Origin of the sequence: Bacillus sp. UNC322MFChir4.1 (genome assembly GCF_000746135.1) — a bacterium.
In the GTDB taxonomy this organism is placed as follows: domain Bacteria; phylum Bacillota; class Bacilli; order Bacillales; family Bacillaceae_G; genus Bacillus_A.
The window spans coordinates 22366-40570 of the sequence record NZ_JQKQ01000001.1 but is presented as its reverse complement, the minus strand read 5'-3'; the positions used below and the strand labels follow the sequence as shown (position 1 = coordinate 40570).

At 36.9% G+C, this 18205-nt stretch carries 14 protein-coding genes and 1 riboswitch; all 14 genes read left to right on the top strand.

Going from position 1 to position 18205, the window contains the following annotated elements:
* Positions 1-102: 102 nt before the first annotated feature.
* The 14 genes from asd to yfmH all read left to right on the top strand — a co-directional run bounded on the left by asd (position 103) and on the right by yfmH (position 18200).
* Complete coding sequence (gene asd, locus BR72_RS00170; protein WP_035428948.1) at positions 103-1149, top strand: aspartate-semialdehyde dehydrogenase; 1047 nt, start codon at positions 103-105, stop codon at positions 1147-1149.
* Between the two features lie 22 nt (positions 1150-1171).
* Positions 1172-2395: an aspartate kinase gene (gene dapG, locus BR72_RS00165; RefSeq protein WP_035428947.1), complete on the top strand. Its 1224-nt coding sequence runs from the start codon at positions 1172-1174 to the stop codon at positions 2393-2395.
* 11 nt (positions 2396-2406) lie between these two features.
* Positions 2407-3285, top strand: a complete 879-nt coding sequence (gene dapA / locus BR72_RS00160) for a 4-hydroxy-tetrahydrodipicolinate synthase (RefSeq protein ID WP_035428945.1) — start codon at positions 2407-2409, stop codon at positions 3283-3285.
* 758 nt (positions 3286-4043) lie between these two features.
* Positions 4044-5714, top strand: a complete 1671-nt coding sequence (locus BR72_RS00155) for a ribonuclease J (RefSeq protein WP_035428944.1) — start codon at positions 4044-4046, stop codon at positions 5712-5714.
* 103 nt (positions 5715-5817) lie between these two features.
* Positions 5818-6567 (top strand): ClpP family protease, encoded by a 750-nt coding sequence (locus BR72_RS00150; RefSeq protein WP_035428943.1) that lies wholly within the window; start codon positions 5818-5820, stop codon positions 6565-6567.
* A complete protein-coding gene (locus tag BR72_RS00145; protein ID WP_035428942.1) occupies positions 6564-6770 on the top strand; it encodes a YlzJ-like family protein in 207 nt (68 codons plus the stop codon). The genes BR72_RS00150 and BR72_RS00145 overlap by 4 nt, the downstream gene beginning before the upstream one ends.
* 166 nt (positions 6771-6936) lie before the next feature.
* Positions 6937-9306, top strand: a complete 2370-nt coding sequence (locus BR72_RS00140) for a DNA translocase FtsK (protein ID WP_035428940.1) — start codon at positions 6937-6939, stop codon at positions 9304-9306.
* A gap of 343 nt (positions 9307-9649) precedes the next feature.
* Positions 9650-9752, top strand: a riboswitch (purine riboswitch).
* A 235-nt stretch (positions 9753-9987) separates the two neighbouring features.
* Positions 9988-10713, top strand: a complete 726-nt coding sequence (locus tag BR72_RS00135) for a GntR family transcriptional regulator (RefSeq protein WP_035428939.1) — start codon at positions 9988-9990, stop codon at positions 10711-10713.
* Positions 10714-10801: 88 nt separating this feature from the next.
* Positions 10802-11884, top strand: coding sequence for a BMP family lipoprotein (locus tag BR72_RS00130; protein WP_035428938.1), 1083 nt, complete (start codon positions 10802-10804; stop codon positions 11882-11884).
* An 80-nt stretch (positions 11885-11964) separates the two neighbouring features.
* Positions 11965-13497 (top strand): ABC transporter ATP-binding protein, encoded by a 1533-nt coding sequence (locus tag BR72_RS00125; protein WP_035428937.1) that lies wholly within the window; start codon positions 11965-11967, stop codon positions 13495-13497.
* Positions 13490-14548, top strand: coding sequence for an ABC transporter permease (locus BR72_RS00120; RefSeq protein WP_035428936.1), 1059 nt, complete (start codon positions 13490-13492; stop codon positions 14546-14548). Before BR72_RS00125 ends, BR72_RS00120 begins: the two co-directional genes overlap by 8 nt.
* On the top strand, positions 14549-15508 hold the full coding sequence (locus tag BR72_RS00115) for an ABC transporter permease (RefSeq protein WP_035428934.1): 960 nt from the start codon (positions 14549-14551) through the stop codon (positions 15506-15508).
* A 129-nt stretch (positions 15509-15637) separates the two neighbouring features.
* A complete protein-coding gene (gene yfmF / locus BR72_RS00110; protein ID WP_035428932.1) occupies positions 15638-16912 on the top strand; it encodes an EF-P 5-aminopentanol modification-associated protein YfmF in 1275 nt (424 codons plus the stop codon).
* Between the two features lies 1 nt (position 16913).
* Complete coding sequence (gene yfmH / locus BR72_RS00105) at positions 16914-18200, top strand: EF-P 5-aminopentanol modification-associated protein YfmH (protein WP_035428931.1); 1287 nt, start codon at positions 16914-16916, stop codon at positions 18198-18200.
* Positions 18201-18205: the final 5 nt, after the last annotated feature.

Below are 18205 nucleotides of genomic sequence, written 5' to 3'. Positions count from 1 at the left end.
CAGAATATGATAAAATTAATTCTATTAAGAATGAGAAGGAGTATTTGTTACTCCTTTTTATTCTAAGTATAGAAGGATTGGTACCTAGAAAGGGGCATAGTGATGGAAAAGAAAAAATCTTTTCATGTCGCTGTAGTTGGAGCAACCGGCGCAGTTGGTGAACAAATGTTAAATACTTTAGAGAAACGTAATTTTCCAATAGAAAAGCTATCGTTACTTTCATCTAAACGTTCTGCAGGTAAAACGCTTTTATTTAAGGGAGAAGAAGTAACGGTACAAGAGGCTACTCCTGAAAGTTTTGAAGGAGTGGATATCGCACTCTTCAGTGCGGGTGGATCTGTATCGAAACAATTAGCACCAGAAGCAGCAAAACGCGGTGCAATCGTTGTTGATAATACGAGTGCATTTCGTATGACAGAAAATGTTCCGCTTGTTGTACCAGAAGTAAACGAAAAAGATTTATTAGAGCATAATGGAATTATTGCAAATCCAAACTGTTCTACCATTCAAATGGTAGTTGCTCTTGAACCAGTTCGTCAAAACTTTGGTTTAAAACGAGTAATCGTTTCCACATATCAAGCTGTATCAGGAGCAGGAGCGGCTGCGATTGAAGAGCTACATGAACAATCACAAGCCATTTTAAACGGTGAAGAAGCAAAAGCAAATGTTTTACCAGTAAAAGGTGATGAAAAGCATTATCCAATTGCATTTAATGCGATTCCGCAAATTGATAAGTTTGAAGATAATGGCTTTACATTTGAAGAAATGAAAATGATTAATGAAACAAAGAAAATTATGCATATGCCAGATCTTGAAGTAGCTGCTACATGCGTACGCTTGCCAGTTGTATCTGGTCACTCTGAATCTGTTTACATTGAAGTGGAAAAAGAAGGTGTAACAGTAGAAGATGTGCGTAATCTGCTAACGAATGCAGAAGGAATTGTTCTGCAAGATAATCCAGCAGAACAAGTATATCCAATGCCAGCAACTGCAGTTGGTAAAAACGAAGTATTCGTTGGGCGTATCCGTAAAGATTTAAACAATGATAAAGGATTCCATCTTTGGGTCGTATCTGATAACTTATTAAAAGGTGCTGCATGGAACTCTGTTCAAATTGCAGAACGATTAGTGAAATTACAATTAGTGTAAACGGCTAAAAGAAGGTGCGAAAATGAAAATTATTGTCCAAAAATTTGGTGGTACATCTGTACGTGATGAAAATGGTCGGAAACATGCCCTTCACCACATCAAAAAATCGTTAAAAGAGGGCTATAAAATTGTAGTTGTTGTATCTGCGATGGGGCGCAAAGGTGAGCCATATGCGACTGATACATTATTAGGCCTTGTAAATGAAAAACAATCATTTATTTCAAAACGTGAACAAGATTTATTGTTATCTTGTGGTGAGTTAATTTCGGCAATTGTGTTTTCAAATATGTTAAATGAAAATGAAATTAAAGCGGCAGCATTCAATGGTGCGCAAGCTGGTTTTATTACAAATGATGATTTTACAAACGCTAAAATCATTGAAATGAACTGTGAACGTATTCGAAAAGAGTTAGAAGAAGTAGATGTAATTGTCGTAACAGGATTTCAAGGACAAACTAAAGAAGGCGATACGACAACACTTGGGCGCGGTGGAAGTGATACATCAGCGTCAGCATTAGGTGTTGCGCTTCATGCCAAATATATCGATATCTTTACAGATGTAGAAGGTGTGATGACAGCCGATCCTCGTATTGTAAAAGATGCGCGTCATCTTGAAAATGTAACATACAATGAAATTTGTAATATGGCATATCAAGGTGCAAAGGTTGTTCATCCGCGTGCGATTGAAATTGCGATGCATGCGAAAGTACCATTGCGTGTACGTTCTACGTATTCTGATAGCGAAGGAACTTTAATTGCAGCATATGATGGTGCACGCGACGTACAAGAGCGTCCTGTAACTGGTATTGCTCATTCTTCAAGTGTCACGCAAATTAAAGTGTTGGCCAAGGACGGAGCATACGATTTACAAACAGAAGTGTTCAAAGAAATGGCTAAAGAAAAGATTAGCGTAGATTTGATCAATATTTCTCCTACGGGTGTAGCATACACAGTGAGTGATGATGTTGCATATCGAGCGGTTGAAGTGCTTCATAAACTTGGTTATGATCCAATTGTAACGGAGCACTGTGCAAAAGTATCTATTGTTGGAGCAGGTATCGCAGGTGTTCCAGGTGTTACAGCGAAAATTGTGACGGCATTAGCTGAAAATGGCGTTCAAATATTGCAATCAGCAGATAGTCATACAACAATATGGGTACTTGTGAAAGAAGAGAAACTTGTAGATGCTGTAAATGCACTTCATCGTGCATTTGAGCTTTCAAAAGAAAAGCAACTGGAATTATAAGGAGTGAGACCATGAGAGATTTTGGGACAATTGCAACAGCGATGGTCACACCGTTTGATAAAAATGGAAACATCGATTTTGCAAAGACAACAAAATTGGTAAACTATTTGATTGATAACGGGACAACGTCAATTGTTGTAGGAGGAACAACAGGTGAATCTCCTACATTAACATCTGAAGAAAAGGTAGCGTTATATCGTCATGTTGTATCTGTTGTCGATAGCAGGGTGCCTGTCATAGCTGGAACTGGCAGCAATAATACGCATGCTTCTGTGGAGCTTACGAAAAAAGCGGAAGAAGTAGGCGTAGATGCGATTATGTTAGTTGCACCATATTATAATAAACCAAGTCAAGAAGGAATGTATCAGCACTTTAAAACAATTGCTGAAAATACAAAACTTCCGATCATGTTATACAACGTTCCAGGTCGATCTATTGTTCAGATTTCGGTTGATACAGTTGTTCGTTTATCGCAAATTCCAAACATTGTTGCAATCAAGGATGCGGGCGGCGACGTATTAACGATGACAGAAATCATTGAAAAAACTTATGATGATTTTGCTGTATACAGTGGTGATGATGGATTAACATTGCCAGCGATGGCAATTGGCGCAAAAGGGATTGTCTCTGTTGCTTCTCATATTATTGGTAATGAAATGCAATACATGATTGCAGCATTCCGAACTGGTGATATGAAAACAGCACAAAAGCTTCATCAAATGTTAGTTAGAGTGACAAATGCATTATTTATGGCACCGAGTCCAACTCCTGTGAAGACGGCATTGCAATTCGTAGGATTAGATGTTGGTTCTGTTCGTTTACCTCTTCTACCATTAACCGAGGCAGAAAGAACGCAATTACTTGAAGTTATCCAATCTATTCCTCGCTAATAAGCAAGTGGCTTAGTGATATGTGCTAAGCCACTTTTTGTATTTTATCCCGCTATTTGCAGGTAGTAAGTCCCACACATTAAGGATTAGAGAAAAGGGAAGAATCTATATGAATTCATTTGTTTTTTGACATCTTTGTCTAGCTCTACCTCCTAGTCTAGTTGGCTAAACAGTCGTCTTGGTTTTTCTTTTTAAATTACTGCTATGCAGAATACAACATGCCCCTACTAACTTTCTCCTTTTGTTTTAAACCTTGTATGTGGCAGAAATAGGCCCTGACCGCTTCTATGCACGGCCAGATGCTCTTGCTCACCTAAAAGGAAAGGGGTTTTATAGCGTTATTTTAACTTGCATATATAGATAGGGATGAAGAAAATTACAACTGCTAGATGTCTCGCTTTACTTCTTACATGTAGTAGTGAAATAAATCCAGTTTATCCTCTTATACATATTCTTCTCTTTGCTTTCTTATAATTTAACTTGTGTTCTATTTCTTATATCAGTTATAATATGGCTAAGTAGCTTAGTACGGGTATGCTTAGCAAAAATGGAAAAACTTTACGGGTTATCGGATTTTGTATGAAATTACATAAAACATTTGATCTATATAATGAAAGAGAGGTGGGACCTGGTTTAAAAACAAAAAACGTGATAAGACCTTCGTTTTAGATGTTGAAAAATGATGGTGGAGTTTCCCCTGGTTTCTCTACAATGTTAGTGGGATCAGTTTTTATACTATTTTTAAACCAGGCAACAACATGAAGAAGAAAGAGATAGATACTGTAAAAGTATTCGCTCTCGGCGGAGTGGGCGAAATTGGAAAGAATATGTACTGCGTGGAAATTGATTCTGAAATTTTTATTGTGGATGCAGGACTTATGTTTCCAGAAGAAGAGATGTTTGGAATAGATATTGTTATACCAGATATCACATATTTAGTGGAAAATAAAGAGCGCGTAAAAGGACTATTTTTAACACATGGTCATGAAGATCATATTGGTGGTATTGTTTATGTGTTAAGGAAATTAGATATTCCAGTTTATGGAACGAAGCTGACGAACGGTCTTGTGAAAGAAAAATTAGGAGAAGCGGGTATGTTAGGCCGTGTTGATTTAAGAACAATTGATTCTAATGCTACTGTAGAATTCGATACATCAACGGTTTCCTTCTTTAATACAACTCACAGTATTCCAGACGCAGTGGGTGTTTGTTTCCATACTTCACAAGGGGCAATTGTATATACTGGTGATTTTAAATTTGATCAAACTCCTATTGGGAATAATGGTGCAGATATTGGAAAAATGGCACAAATCGGCAATGAAGGTGTGCTTTGCTTATTATCTGATAGTACTAATGCAGAGCGACCTGGCTATACAGGATCTGAGAGAGAAGTTGGTATAGAGATTTCCAAAGTATTTTATAACTCAGAAGGTCGTATTATTGTAGCCTCATTTGCGTCTAATGTTCATCGTATTCAACAAGTTTTTGATGCAGCTTATGAAACTGGTCGTAAGGTAGCGGTAGTTGGACGAAGTATGGTAAAGGTAGTTGATATTGCATATAATTTAGGTTATTTAAATATTCCAGACGGTATGTTAATTTCACTACAGGATGTTGATAATTATCCTGAGAAAAAGGTGACAATTTTAACGACTGGAAGTCAAGGTGAGCCAATGGCTGCCCTTTCTAGAATGGCTAGACAAGCTCATAAACAAATTTCAATTCGTAAAGGTGATACAGTCATTATTGCAGCATCCCCAATTCCAGGGAATGAAACATCTGTCTCAAGAACAATTGATTTACTATTTAGAGCAGGTGCGGATGTAGTATATTATGGAGAAAAGAAAGTTCATGTTTCGGGGCACGGTAGTCAAGAAGAATTGAAGTTAATGTTAAATTTAATGAAACCGAAATATTTCTTGCCTGTACATGGTGAATTTCGTATGCAAAAGGCACATGCCCGCTTAGCTCAAGATGTTGGAATTCAATCAGATCGTATTTTTATCACAGAAAAAGGTGAAGTAATCTCCTTTACAGATGGTGAAGCGAAACCAGCAGGGAAGGTTCCGGCTGGAAATGTATTGATTGATGGATTAGGCGTTGGTGATGTTGGAAATATCGTATTACGTGATCGAAAAATGTTATCACAAGACGGTATTTTAGTCGTTGTTGTGACACTTGGAAAAGATGAGAAAAAAATTATTTCTGGACCAGAAATAATTTCGCGAGGCTTTGTTTATGTTCGTGAATCTGAAGCATTGATTGAAAAATCAACGGATATCGTCCGTACAATTGTAGAACAATCTATTAAAGAGTATTCAATTGAATGGTCAACGTTAAAACAAAATATTCGTGAGCTACTTGGACAATTTTTATTTGAAAAAACGAAGAGAAAACCGATGATTTTACCAATTATTATGGAAGTATAAGAGATGGCTGCCTGTTTATAGGTAGCTTTTTCTTTTATCCTCTGTCGAATGAAATTTATAACTTAAGAAATAATAGTTATATACGTGAGAAAGGGGATACGACATGATAGAGCGTGATAAAATGAAAAATGAAGAGAAAGAGCCTGTGACAAAAGAAGAGACGAAAGAAGCTTCTGTATTAGAGAAAATTCAGCAGCTTGGCCAGACGAATGTCCCGCAATTAAATGAATCACGTATTCATTGTTTAACGATTGTAGGGCAAATTGAAGGCCATGTGCAATTGCCACCACAAAATAAAACGACGAAATATGAGCATGTTATTCCGCAAATTGTAGCAATTGAACAAAATCCTAAAATTGAAGGGTTATTAATTTTGTTAAATACAGTTGGAGGGGATGTAGAAGCTGGGCTTGCGATTTCTGAAATGATTGCTTCTCTTTCGAAACCGACTGTATCAATTGTTCTTGGCGGAGGTCATTCTATTGGTGTGCCGATTGCGGTATCAACAGATTATTCATTCATTGCAGAAACAGCAACAATGACAATCCACCCTATTCGTCTTACAGGTCTTGTAATAGGTGTTCCGCAAACATTTGAGTATTTAGATAAAATGCAAGAGCGTGTCATTCGTTTTGTAACAAAGAATTCCAAAGTAACAGAAGATCGTTTTAAGGAGTTAATGTTTGCAAAAGGGAATTTAACGCGAGATATTGGTACAAATGTTGTAGGTATGGATGCGGTGAAATATGGTTTAATTGATGATGTCGGAGGGATTGGTCAAGCAATCAAAAAGTTAAATGAATTAATTGAGGCGAAAACATCAACTAAAAAAGATAAGGCGTTGTTACAATGATTTTATATACGATTATGCCAGAGCAACTCGTGTATCCAATAGATCATGCAGAATTTGCGAAGCAGAAAATTATACATGTAGATGGTATTGATATGGTTGTGGAAATGGGGAATGAAAATAACTATTCTGTTATACGTGTGTTAAGTACAAATCCAGAGCATTTTTTACAATATGAACCTGGGCAGAAAATATCCTTTTCATAAAAGAAGGATTTTGTTTATGAGCTATGGTATAATATAAAAAACAAGAGGGTGAAGCAGCCGTGTGTACAGGCTGCTTTCTTGCGTTTATCCTGTAAAATCCTCTTTGAATGGGACTATACTGATTCTATGAAAGCTATATTTTTGAATGAGAATTTGAGGTGAAGAAATGGCAAAACAAAAGCAAATAGGGACGAAAACAAAAGCAAGACGTACTATAAAGCCAACTTTGTACTACGAAATCGTCGGTTTGACTCTTTTTGCGCTCTCTATCATTACAATTATGCAACTAGGTGTTGTCGGAAAAGCATTCGTGCTATTTTTTCGCTTTTTCTTTGGAGAATGGTACATACTTGGAGTACTTGGGGTTATTGCACTTTCTGTAGCGTTTGTTATAAAACGAGAGTGGCCGGATTTATTAAACAAACGATTGATTGGTCTATATTTAATCGTATTAGCTATATTGATGTTTAGTCATATTACATTAGTCAGCCTTTTAACAAAAGATGGAGCAGTACAAAGTACATCTGTTATTGTAACGACAAAAGATTTGTTCTTTCATGAAATGAAAAAAGGAGTCGACTCGGTCCATTTAGGCGGGGGAATGGTTGGGGCTATTATGTTTGCGACATGTTATTTTTTATTTGATGAAGTTGGCGCATACATAATCGGAATGATTCTCATTTTACTTGGTGTATTATGTATTACAAATAAACATATAGGAGAAGTACTAGCACCAATTGGAAGAATACTGAGACGGCAATTTCAAGTGATGCAAGGTGATTATAAAGATTGGCAATCAAAACGAACTGCCGAGAAAACTGAAAAGAAAAAGACTGCTCGTACGCGGAGTGAGCGTCATGTGTCAGAAGCACCAGAGTTAGTAGAATGTACAGAAGAGGTTGATATAGCGCCGCCGATTATATCGAATTTTACTGAAAACTATACAACGCCGGATCCAATAAGTGAAGAATCCCTTATTCCTGAAGCGATTCAAGAAGAAGCTTTGCCTATGCAAGAAGAAAAGCAAAAGCGGAAAAAAGGTGAAAAAATTGTTGAATCACTTGCCGGAGAGACGACAGCGCCGCCAATGCATTTTTCCGATGTTGAAAATAAAGATTATAAGTTGCCGTCTTTAGAGCTATTAAAGTTCCCGAACAATAAGCAAGTGACAAATGAGAATGAAACGATTTATGAAAATGCTCGTAAATTGGAACGAACATTCCAAAGCTTCGGTGTGAAAGCGAAAGTAACAAAGGTCCATAGAGGACCAGCAGTTACAAAATATGAAGTGTATCCTGATATGGGGGTTAAAGTTAGTAAAATTGTTAGTTTAAGTGATGATTTAGCACTAGCTTTAGCGGCGAAAGATATTCGAATTGAAGCACCAATCCCAGGGAAATCAGCTGTTGGTATTGAAGTGCCAAATTCAGAAGTTGCAGTGGTTACGTTAAGAGAAGTGTTGGATTCGAAAGCAAATAATCATCCAGAAGAAAAGTTATTAATTGGACTTGGACGCGATATTACAGGTGAAGCTGTCTTAGCACGTCTAAATAAAATGCCCCATTTACTTGTAGCAGGGGCAACTGGTAGCGGAAAGAGTGTATGTATAAACGGAATTATTACAAGTATATTAATGCGCGCTAAACCGCATGAAGTGAAACTCATGATGATTGACCCCAAAATGGTCGAATTAAATGTATACAATGGTGTTCCGCATTTATTAACACCTGTTGTGACAGACCCGAAAAAGGCGTCACAGGCATTAAAAAAGGTTGTCAATGAAATGGAACGACGTTATGAATTGTTTGCGCATAGTGGAACACGGAATATTGAAGGGTATAATGAATACATTAAACAACATAATGAACAATCCGAAGCGAAGCAACCAGAACTTCCGTATATTGTTGTTATTGTGGACGAGTTAGCAGATTTAATGATGGTTGCTTCTTCTGATGTAGAGGATGCGATTATGCGTCTGGCACAAATGGCACGTGCAGCTGGTATTCATTTAATTATTGCAACGCAGCGACCATCTGTAGATGTTATTACCGGTGTTATTAAAGCGAATATTCCATCGCGAATAGCTTTTGCGGTTTCCTCTCAAACTGATTCAAGAACGATTCTTGATACAGGGGGAGCAGAGAAATTATTAGGACGAGGTGATATGCTGTTTGTACCAATTGGTGCTTCTAAGCCAGTTCGCGTACAAGGTGCATTTTTATCAGATGATGAAGTAGAGAAAGTAGTCGAGTATGTTGTTGCGCAGCAAAAAGCGCAATATCAAGAGGATATGATTCCGCAAGATGTACAAGAAACAGTGCAAGCGGTAGAGGATAATTTATATGATGAAGCGGTGCAGCTCGTTGTAGACATGCAAACTGCATCAGTCTCTATGTTGCAGCGCAGGTTTCGTATTGGATATACGCGTGCAGCCAGGTTAATCGATGCAATGGAGATGAATGGTGTTGTTGGCCCGTATGAAGGAAGTAAGCCTCGTGAAGTGCTTATAAAGGATATTCAAGAGAAAAGTTCGTGATAAAGTGAAACTTTAATCAGTGTTTTTTCATTCCCACTGATTATTAGCCCTCACCGATCGGGCGCATGCCAGCAGTTTACCTCCCGCACAACTTCTTTGAAAGCACGTTCAGACCTGGACAACGCTTTCGCTGATTTTGAGGTGGGAGTATTACTGCCCGCAAATAGCGGGATAAAGAAACCGATTAGGAAAGATTCTAGTCGGTTTCTTTAATGATTAAAAATGATAACGCTTACCGTTTGTGAATTTCAATGAGAATACGAATGGTAGGATGTTTTTGAATTTCAACGTTCGATTTTTTCTTGGATTGTATTGACAGTTATCCTATCAAGTGGTACGATTACTTCGAAATCAAAATAAACCTCATATAATCTTGGTAATAAGGTCCATAAGTTTCTACCTAGCAACCATAAATCTGCTAGACTATGAGGAAAAAGTGTCAATACAAGGTGTATAACAACTTTGTTCCTAACTTTTTCAACATGTGAGAAATGGAGGGTGCAAAGTTTTTTTTATAGGTTAAAGAAAGAAAATTTCATTTAAAGAAATTATTAACACTTATTCGACAAATTGCAACTTTCTTATTTTTATTTCGGGTAAATCATGATATAGTAATTGTGGAAAAAAGAGAAAAGAGGTCTTACATCAGAGGTCGAATAAGTGAAGTGCGAGGGGAGTCTTATGTCAGTAAAGTCAGATAGTCGACATTTGTATTTACGAGTGATTGACCACATTAAAGAAAAGATTAAAAACGGGGTATATAAAGAGAAGCAAAAGCTACCGTCCGAATTTGATCTAGCAAAAGAGTTAGGTGTTAGTAGAGCGACCTTACGAGAAGCACTTCGAATTTTAGAAGAAGAAAGCGTTGTCATTCGTCGGCATGGTGTAGGAACTTTTGTAAATGCAAAACCATTGTTTTCTTCAGGAATCGAACAATTATCTAGTATTACAGATATGATTACTAGTGTAGGCAAACAGCCGGGTACAGTATTTTTATCATCAGCAGTAGGGAGCTTAACGGAAGAGGAAAAAGAAAAGTTTAATAGTGAAGATGGTTTTGAAACACTTATGATTGAACGCGTTCGTACAGCAGATGGGGAACCTGTAGTTTACTGCGTTGATAAGTTGCCAAAAGAAGTTCTTCCTGATTTGTCAGAATACAAAGAGGAATCATTGCTTACGGTCATACATAGAAATACACATAAACGCATTACATATGCTGTTGCTCATATTGAACCACTCGGTTATCACTCTAAAATATCACCAATTTTAGAATGTGGACCGGAAACAGCATTACTTGTGTTAAAGCAAATGCACTATGATCAAAATGATGAACCGATTTTATATTCTATTAATTATTTTCGAGCAGACAAATTTAGCTTCCATGTGTTAAGAAAACGTATGTAGGTAGTGCCCATTTTAGGGAGGTGACAGCAAGAAAATAGGACATGACTTTGTAAGGAGCTAGATACATATTTTAGGAGGGGTTTTTAGTATGAAGAAAAAAGCGGGGATTTTATTATCATTAACGTTAGCGGCAAGCACAATTTTAGGAGCTTGTGGAAACACTGATAAGTCAAGTGAGAAAAAAGAGGGAAAAGACAGTAAAAACTTTAAAGTTGGTATGGTTACAGACGTTGGTGGAGTAGATGATAAATCATTTAACCAATCTGCATGGGAAGGTTTAAAGAAGTTTGGTAAAGATAACAAGCTAAAAGAAAATGAAGGATATCGCTATCTTGAATCTGCTAAGGATGCGGACTATATTCCAAACTTAGCAAAATTTGTAGATACTAACTACAATTTAACATTTGGAATTGGTTATAAAATGCAAGAGGCTATCCAAGAAACAGCTGTAAAGAATTCGAAAAAACAATTTGCAATTGTTGACGCAGTAGTTGATAAGCCAAACGTAACAAGCATTACATTTAAAGACCATGAAGGTTCTTTCCTTGTAGGTGCTGTAGCAGCAATGACAACAAAATCAAATAAAGTAGGATTTATTGGTGGAATTAAAAGTCCTCTAATCCAAAAATTTGACTCTGGTTTCATGGCTGGTGCGAAATTTATCAATCCGAAAATTGAAGTTGTATCTCAATATGCAGAGGCATTTGATAAGCCGGAAAAAGGTTCTGTATTAGCTTCTGCTATGTATGGCCAAGGTGTTGACGTAATTTATCATGCATCTGGTGCAACTGGTAACGGTGTGTTTACAGAAGCGAAAAACCGTAAGAAAAAAGGTGAAAATGTTTGGGTTATCGGTGTTGACCGTGATCAAAACCAAGAAGGTATGCCAGAAAACGTAACATTAACTTCAATGGTAAAACGTGTTGATGTTGCGGTAGCGAAAGTTTCAGAAAAAGCAAAAGACGGTAAACTTGAAGGCGGTAAAACAGAAGTATTTGGTTTACAAGATGATGGCGTTGGAATTGCAAAAACAACTGAAAACGTGAAAAAAGTAAATCCAGAAATTTTAACAAAAGTAGACGAATTGAAAAAGAAAATTGTAAGTGGTGAAATTAAAGTACCTTCTACTCCAGATGAGTACAAAACATTTGAGGCTTCTCTTAAAAAATAATGGTAGATCAATAGCAAAGGTTAGTTCTTAGAACTAACCTTTGCATATATAAAGAACTATATCCTGTTAGGAGGATTAATATGGAATACGTAATTGAGATGAATAATATTACAAAAGTATTCCCAGGAATTGTGGCGAATGATAATATTACGCTGCAAGTGAAACAGGGAGAAATTCATGCTTTGCTTGGAGAGAATGGTGCTGGGAAATCCACACTTATGAATGTTTTGTTTGGCTTGTATCAACCAGAACAAGGTGAAATTAAAATTAAAGGGGAACCTATAAAAATTACCAATCCAAATGTAGCAAATGATCTTGGGATTGGCATGGTACATCAGCACTTTATGTTAGTACATAATTTTACAGTTACAGAAAATATTATTCTCGGAAATGAACCGAAGAAAAGCGGGAAAATTGCGATTGACGATGCTGCTAAGGAAATTAAAGCATTATCTGAGCAATACGGATTATCGGTAGATCCATATGCGAAAATAGAGGATATTTCTGTTGGAATGCAGCAGCGTGTAGAAATTTTAAAAACGCTTTACCGCGGAGCGGAAATTTTAATTTTTGACGAACCGACAGCTGTACTAACGCCGCAAGAGATTCAAGAACTTATTCATATTATGAAAAAGCTTGTGCAAGAAGGGAAATCTATTATTCTTATCACACATAAGTTAAAAGAAATAATGGAAGTGTGTGATCGTTGTACAATTATTCGTAAAGGAAAGGGAATTGGAACGGTAGACGTTGCAAATACAGATGAAAACAAGCTTGCAGAATTAATGGTCGGACGTCAAGTGAATTTTAAAACAGAGAAATCAGACGCCAAACCACGTGGGAATGTACTTGAAATTTCCAATCTTGTTGTGCACGATGCACGTCATTTACCTACCGTAAAAGGACTTGACTTAACTGTTCGTGCAGGAGAAATTGTTGGTATTGCAGGAATCGATGGGAATGGACAAAGTGAATTAATAGAAGCGATTACTGGTTTACGAAAAGTTGAGTCAGGCTCTATTACGTTAAGAGAGAAAGACATAACAAATTGGCCGGTTAGACGTATTACAGAGGAAGGTGTTGGACACATTCCTGAAGATCGTCATAAGCATGGTCTTGTTCTAGATTTTTCTATCGGAGATAACATGGTACTGCAAACGTATTATAAAAATCCTTTTTCTAAAAAAGGGGTTTTAAATTTCACAAAGATTTATGAAAAAGCAAAATCATTAATTGGGCAGTTCGATGTTCGTACGCCGAGTGAGCATACGCCAGCACGAGCATTATCTGGAGGAAATCAGCAAAAGGCAATTATTGCTCGTGAAGTAGATCGTGATCCAGATTTATTAATTGCTGCGCAGCCAACACGTGGTTTAGATGTTGGAGCAATTGAGTTTATTCATAAAAAGTTAATTGAACAGCGTGATAAAGGAAAAGCAGTTCTGCTGCTTTCGTTAGAGCTTGATGAAATTATAAATGTAAGCGACCGCGTTGCTGTCATTTATGAAGGGAAAATTGTTGACATTGTAAATGCAAAAGAAACGAATGAGCAGCAGCTAGGTCTATTAATGGCTGGGGGAAAGAAGAAAGAGAAGGTGAACACAAATGGCTAAAAAATTTTTAACGGAGCGAACAATTAACATTATAGTACCTGTATTATCCGTTATTTTTGGTTTACTTGTTGGAGCCATTGTCATGATTACGAGCGGATACGATCCAATCGTTGGCTATGCCGCATTATGGGATGGTATGGTCGGAAATCCACGTGCAATAGGTGAAACACTCCGTACGATGATTCCACTTGTTCTTGCTGGTTTATCAGTAGCATTTGCCTTCCGTACAGGTTTGTTTAATATCGGGGTAGAAGGACAGTTGCTAGTAGGATGGCTTGCTGCTGTTTGGTTCGGTTATGCTGTTTCTTTACCAGCCTTCCTCCATGTTCCGTTATCGATATTATTTGCAGCGCTTGTTGGTGGACTATGGGGATTTATTCCTGGATATTTAAAAGGGAAGTTTAAGGTAAATGAAGTTATTGTCACAATTATGATGAACTATATCGCGCTTTATGTAACGTATTACATCATAAGGAATTTTCTACATGAAGCAAATGAAAAATCGTATGACATAAAAGCGAGTGCGTCTTTATCTTCTTCTTGGTTAGCCTCTTTAACAGATGGCTCTCGCCTGCACTGGGGAATCGTTGTCGCGATTGTTGTAGCACTTATAATGTGGTTTTTATTAGATCGCACAACATTAGGTTACGAGCTTAAATCGGTTGGGTTTAATCAGCACGCTTCTAAATATGCCGGAATGAAAGTGTCGCGTAATGTTGTATTATCAATGACAATTGCTGGTGCATTTGCGGGAATTGGTGGTGCAATGGAGGGGCTTGGAACATTCCAAAGTATGACAGCAATGTCTTCCTTTACAGGAATAGGATTTGATGGTATTGCCGTGGCTCTTCTTGGTGCAAATAATGCATTTGGTATTTTGCTATCAGCATTATTATTTGGTGGTTTGAAAAGTGCTGCACCGCAAATGAACTTTGAAGCGAACGTGCCATCTGAACTTATTAATGTAATTATTGCATGTATTATTTTCTTTGTAGCATGTAGTTATATTTTACGATGGGCACTTTCTCGTTTTAACAAGGAGGGGAAATAAATGAGTTTCCTAGATATTGTAGCCATTCTTGTTACAGGTACGTTATATACGGCAGCGCCGCTTATTTTTACAGCGCTTGGAGGCGTATTTAGTGAACGTTCTGGTGTTGTAAACATTGCATTAGAAGGGTTAATGTTGTTTGGTGCGTTTGTTGGCGTTGTTACCACTTTATTAATGGGAGATACATGGGGAGCGATGACGCCGTGGATTGCGCTTATTTTTGCAGCACTTGGCGGGGGATTATTTGCACTTCTTCATGCGGTTGCATCCATTACATTCCGCGCTGATCAAGTTGTTAGCGGAGTCGCGATTAACTTTTTAGCGTTAGGATTAACGGTGTTTGCGATTAAAAAGATTTTTGGAAAAGGTCAAACTGATTTTATCCAATATCGTATTGAAAAAATCGATATTCCTGGTCTTTCTGATATTCCCGTTATTGGAAAAATATTTTTCTCTGATGTACCATTAACTTCTTATATTGCAATTATTTTAGCATTTGTAGTTTGGTATGTGATTTATAAAACACCATTTGGTTTACGATTACGTGCTGTTGGGGAGCATCCGATGGCAGCTGATACAATGGGTATCAATGTTTATAAAATGCGCTATATTGCAGTTTGTTTATCAGGTATGTTTGCAGGTGTTGGCGGCGCTGTATTTTCAACATCTATCTCAAATAACTTTTCGGGCGCTACAATTACAGGGCAAGGATTTTTAGCATTAGCAGCAATGATTTTTGGGAAATGGCATCCAATTGGAGCTCTAGGTGCAGCGTTATTTTTTGGATTTGCACAGTCACTTGGCGTTACAGGTGGTACAATTCCTGTTTTAGATCAAATTCCAAGTATCTTTTTAACGATATTACCATATGTATTAACAATTTTTGCACTTGTCGGTTTTGTTGGGCGTTCCGAAGCTCCGAAGGCACTTGGAACACCATATGAAAAAGGAAAACGATAAAATAAAAAGCTCGCACATTAGTGCGAGTTTTTTTACATACAATAACGTTAATACATGAGAAAATTTGCATTTTCTTTTGTGAAAACTGTATATTGAAGAAGAAAATTCCTTTTTAGAGGAGGTTTATGAATGGATCTTATAAAACAAGAAACACATGAACTAGGTGGATTACGTGTACATATGATTCCAACAGAGAAATATAAAACGAATACACTTGTGTTACGGTTAAAATCACCGTTATGTGAAAAAACAGTAACAGAACGGGCGTTGCTACCCTATGTATTACAAAGTGCTACAGAAACACATCCGTCTGTCATTCGAATTCGTCAATATTTAGAGGAGTTATACGGTTCGTCATTAGCTGTTGATGTAAGTAAAAAAGGTGAGGATCATGTTATTTCTATTTATATAGACATCGCCAATGAAACATATTTACAGGAAGCGCCGCCGCTTTTCGAAAAAGCACTTGCAATGCTTGCTGATATTTTACTAAGGCCAGCAACAGAAGGAAATAGTTTTTTACAAACGGTTGTAGAAAGTGAAAAGCGTGCACTCGTGCAGCGTATTGAATCTACATTTGATGATAAAATGCGCTATGCAAATGAACGTCTCATTGAAGAAATGTGTAAAGTAGAACCGTACCGTTTAAGTGCAAATGGTCAAATAGAACGTGTTTCTAAGATTACAAACGAAACGTTGTATCAATATTATAAAAAAGTGTTAGAAGAAGATGAAATGGATTTATATATCATTGGTGATATTGAAGAAGGGGCTCTTGACCTTGTGAAACGGCATTTTTCTGTTTCTATACGTGAACCGAAAGAAAGAAATGTGTTGCTTCATAAGAAAAATGAAAAAGAGCAAGAGGTTGTAGAAAAACAAGAACTAAAGCAAAGTAAATTAAATATTGGATATCGCACATATATTACGTATCGCGACGAAGACTATTTTGCCCTGCAGTTATTTAATGGCCTGTTTGGTGGTTTTTCACATTCGAAATTATTTGTGAATGTACGTGAGAAGAACAGCTTGGCATATTATGCTGCCTCTCGTTATGAAAGTCATAAAGGACTTCTGTTTGTAATGTCTGGAATTGAGGGGGAAAATTACGAAAAAGCTGTAACGATTATTAAAGAACAAATGATAGCGATGCAAAATGGTGATTTTACTGATGAGGAAATCGTACAAACAAAAAGTGTAATTAAAAATCAAGTTTTAGAGACAATTGATACGCCGCGCGGTCTTGTAGAACTTCTGTATCATGGAGTAATTGCAAATTATGACCGCCCTGTAGAAGAATGGTTAACAGAGATTGAACGAGTAACGAAAGATGAAATCGTTAAAGTAGCCAATGATATTCAGCTAGATACAATCTACTTCTTACATGGGACGGAGGGAGTTTAAGATGGAAAAAATCGTTTATGAACAATTAAAAGAGACGCTGTATTATGAAAAACTGTCCAATGGTCTAGAAGTATATATTCTCCCAAAACAAGGTTTTAATAAAACGTATGCAACATTTACGACAAAGTATGGTTCTATCGATAATACGTTTGTGCCACTAGGGAAAAATGAGATGCTTCGTGTGCCAGATGGAATTGCCCATTTTCTAGAGCATAAATTATTTGAAAAAGAGGATCACGATGCGTTTCAATTATTTAGTAAGCAGGGAGCTTCTTCAAACGCATTCACATCGTTTACAAGAACTGCATATTTATTTTCTTGCACATCGAACGTTGAAACGAATTTAGAAACATTGTTAGATTTCGTGCAAGATCCATATTTTTCTGAACAAACGGTGGAGAAAGAGAAGGGGATTATTGGGCAAGAAATTCAAATGTATCAAGATAATGCCGATTGGCGTTTATATTTTGGGTTAATTGACAGTTTATATAAGGAACATCCGGTGAAAATTGATATCGCTGGAACAATTGATTCAATCAGTAAAATTACGAAAGATTTGTTGTATGAGTGCTATCATACATTTTATCACCCAAGCAATATGTTGCTATTTATTGTTGGTTCAATTGATCCAGAGAAAACGATGGATTTAGTGCGTCAAAATCAAGCGAAAAAAAATTATACTGCCCAATCTGAAATAGCTCGGTCTTTTAATGAGGAGCCAGAACAAGTAAATGAGAAAAAAACGATTATTACAATGCCGGTACAAACACCAAAATGTTTAGTTGGTGTGAAAGCCCAAGACTTAAAGCAACAAGGAAAGGACTTGTTAAAACAAGAAATTGCATTAACGCTTATGTTAGATTATTTATTTGGAAAAAGTTCTACCCATTATGAAACATTGTATAATGAAGGTTTAATTGATGATACGTTTTCGTACGATTACACAGAAGAAAGTAGTTTCGGTTTTGCGATGATTGGTGGAGATACGAAGCACCCGGATGAATTAGCAGAGCGAATAACGGATATTTTACTTCAAACGAATTATGATGAGTTATGCGCGGAAACATTAGAACGTGTGAAAAAGAAGAAAATAGGTGGTTTTTTACGTTCACTAAATTCACCAGAATATATTGCGAATCAATTCACTCGATATGCATTTAACGGTTCTAGTTTGTTTGACGCATTAACTGTTTTGGAAAGTTTATCAATTCAAGATTTACAAACAGTTGCGAAGAGCTTTTTAAAAGAAGAACGAGTGAGTATTTGCCAGGTTCTTCCAAAGAAATAACGAAG

What these genes read in the sequence shown, in the direction of transcription:
- asd (WP_035428948.1), top strand. Translation starts at nt 103, where the DNA reads ATGGAAAAGAAAAAATCTTTTCATGTCGCTGTAGTTGGAGCAACCGGC.
- dapG (WP_035428947.1), top strand. Translation starts at nt 1,172, where the DNA reads ATGAAAATTATTGTCCAAAAATTTGGTGGTACATCTGTACGTGATGAA.
- dapA (WP_035428945.1), top strand. Translation starts at nt 2,407, where the DNA reads ATGAGAGATTTTGGGACAATTGCAACAGCGATGGTCACACCGTTTGAT.
- BR72_RS00155 (WP_035428944.1), top strand. Translation starts at nt 4,044, where the DNA reads ATGAAGAAGAAAGAGATAGATACTGTAAAAGTATTCGCTCTCGGCGGA.
- BR72_RS00150 (WP_035428943.1), top strand. Translation starts at nt 5,818, where the DNA reads ATGATAGAGCGTGATAAAATGAAAAATGAAGAGAAAGAGCCTGTGACA.
- BR72_RS00145 (WP_035428942.1), top strand. Translation starts at nt 6,564, where the DNA reads ATGATTTTATATACGATTATGCCAGAGCAACTCGTGTATCCAATAGAT.
- BR72_RS00140 (WP_035428940.1), top strand. Translation starts at nt 6,937, where the DNA reads ATGGCAAAACAAAAGCAAATAGGGACGAAAACAAAAGCAAGACGTACT.
- BR72_RS00135 (WP_035428939.1), top strand. Translation starts at nt 9,988, where the DNA reads ATGTCAGTAAAGTCAGATAGTCGACATTTGTATTTACGAGTGATTGAC.
- BR72_RS00130 (WP_035428938.1), top strand. Translation starts at nt 10,802, where the DNA reads ATGAAGAAAAAAGCGGGGATTTTATTATCATTAACGTTAGCGGCAAGC.
- BR72_RS00125 (WP_035428937.1), top strand. Translation starts at nt 11,965, where the DNA reads ATGGAATACGTAATTGAGATGAATAATATTACAAAAGTATTCCCAGGA.
- BR72_RS00120 (WP_035428936.1), top strand. Translation starts at nt 13,490, where the DNA reads ATGGCTAAAAAATTTTTAACGGAGCGAACAATTAACATTATAGTACCT.
- BR72_RS00115 (WP_035428934.1), top strand. Translation starts at nt 14,549, where the DNA reads ATGAGTTTCCTAGATATTGTAGCCATTCTTGTTACAGGTACGTTATAT.
- yfmF (WP_035428932.1), top strand. Translation starts at nt 15,638, where the DNA reads ATGGATCTTATAAAACAAGAAACACATGAACTAGGTGGATTACGTGTA.
- yfmH (WP_035428931.1), top strand. Translation starts at nt 16,914, where the DNA reads ATGGAAAAAATCGTTTATGAACAATTAAAAGAGACGCTGTATTATGAA.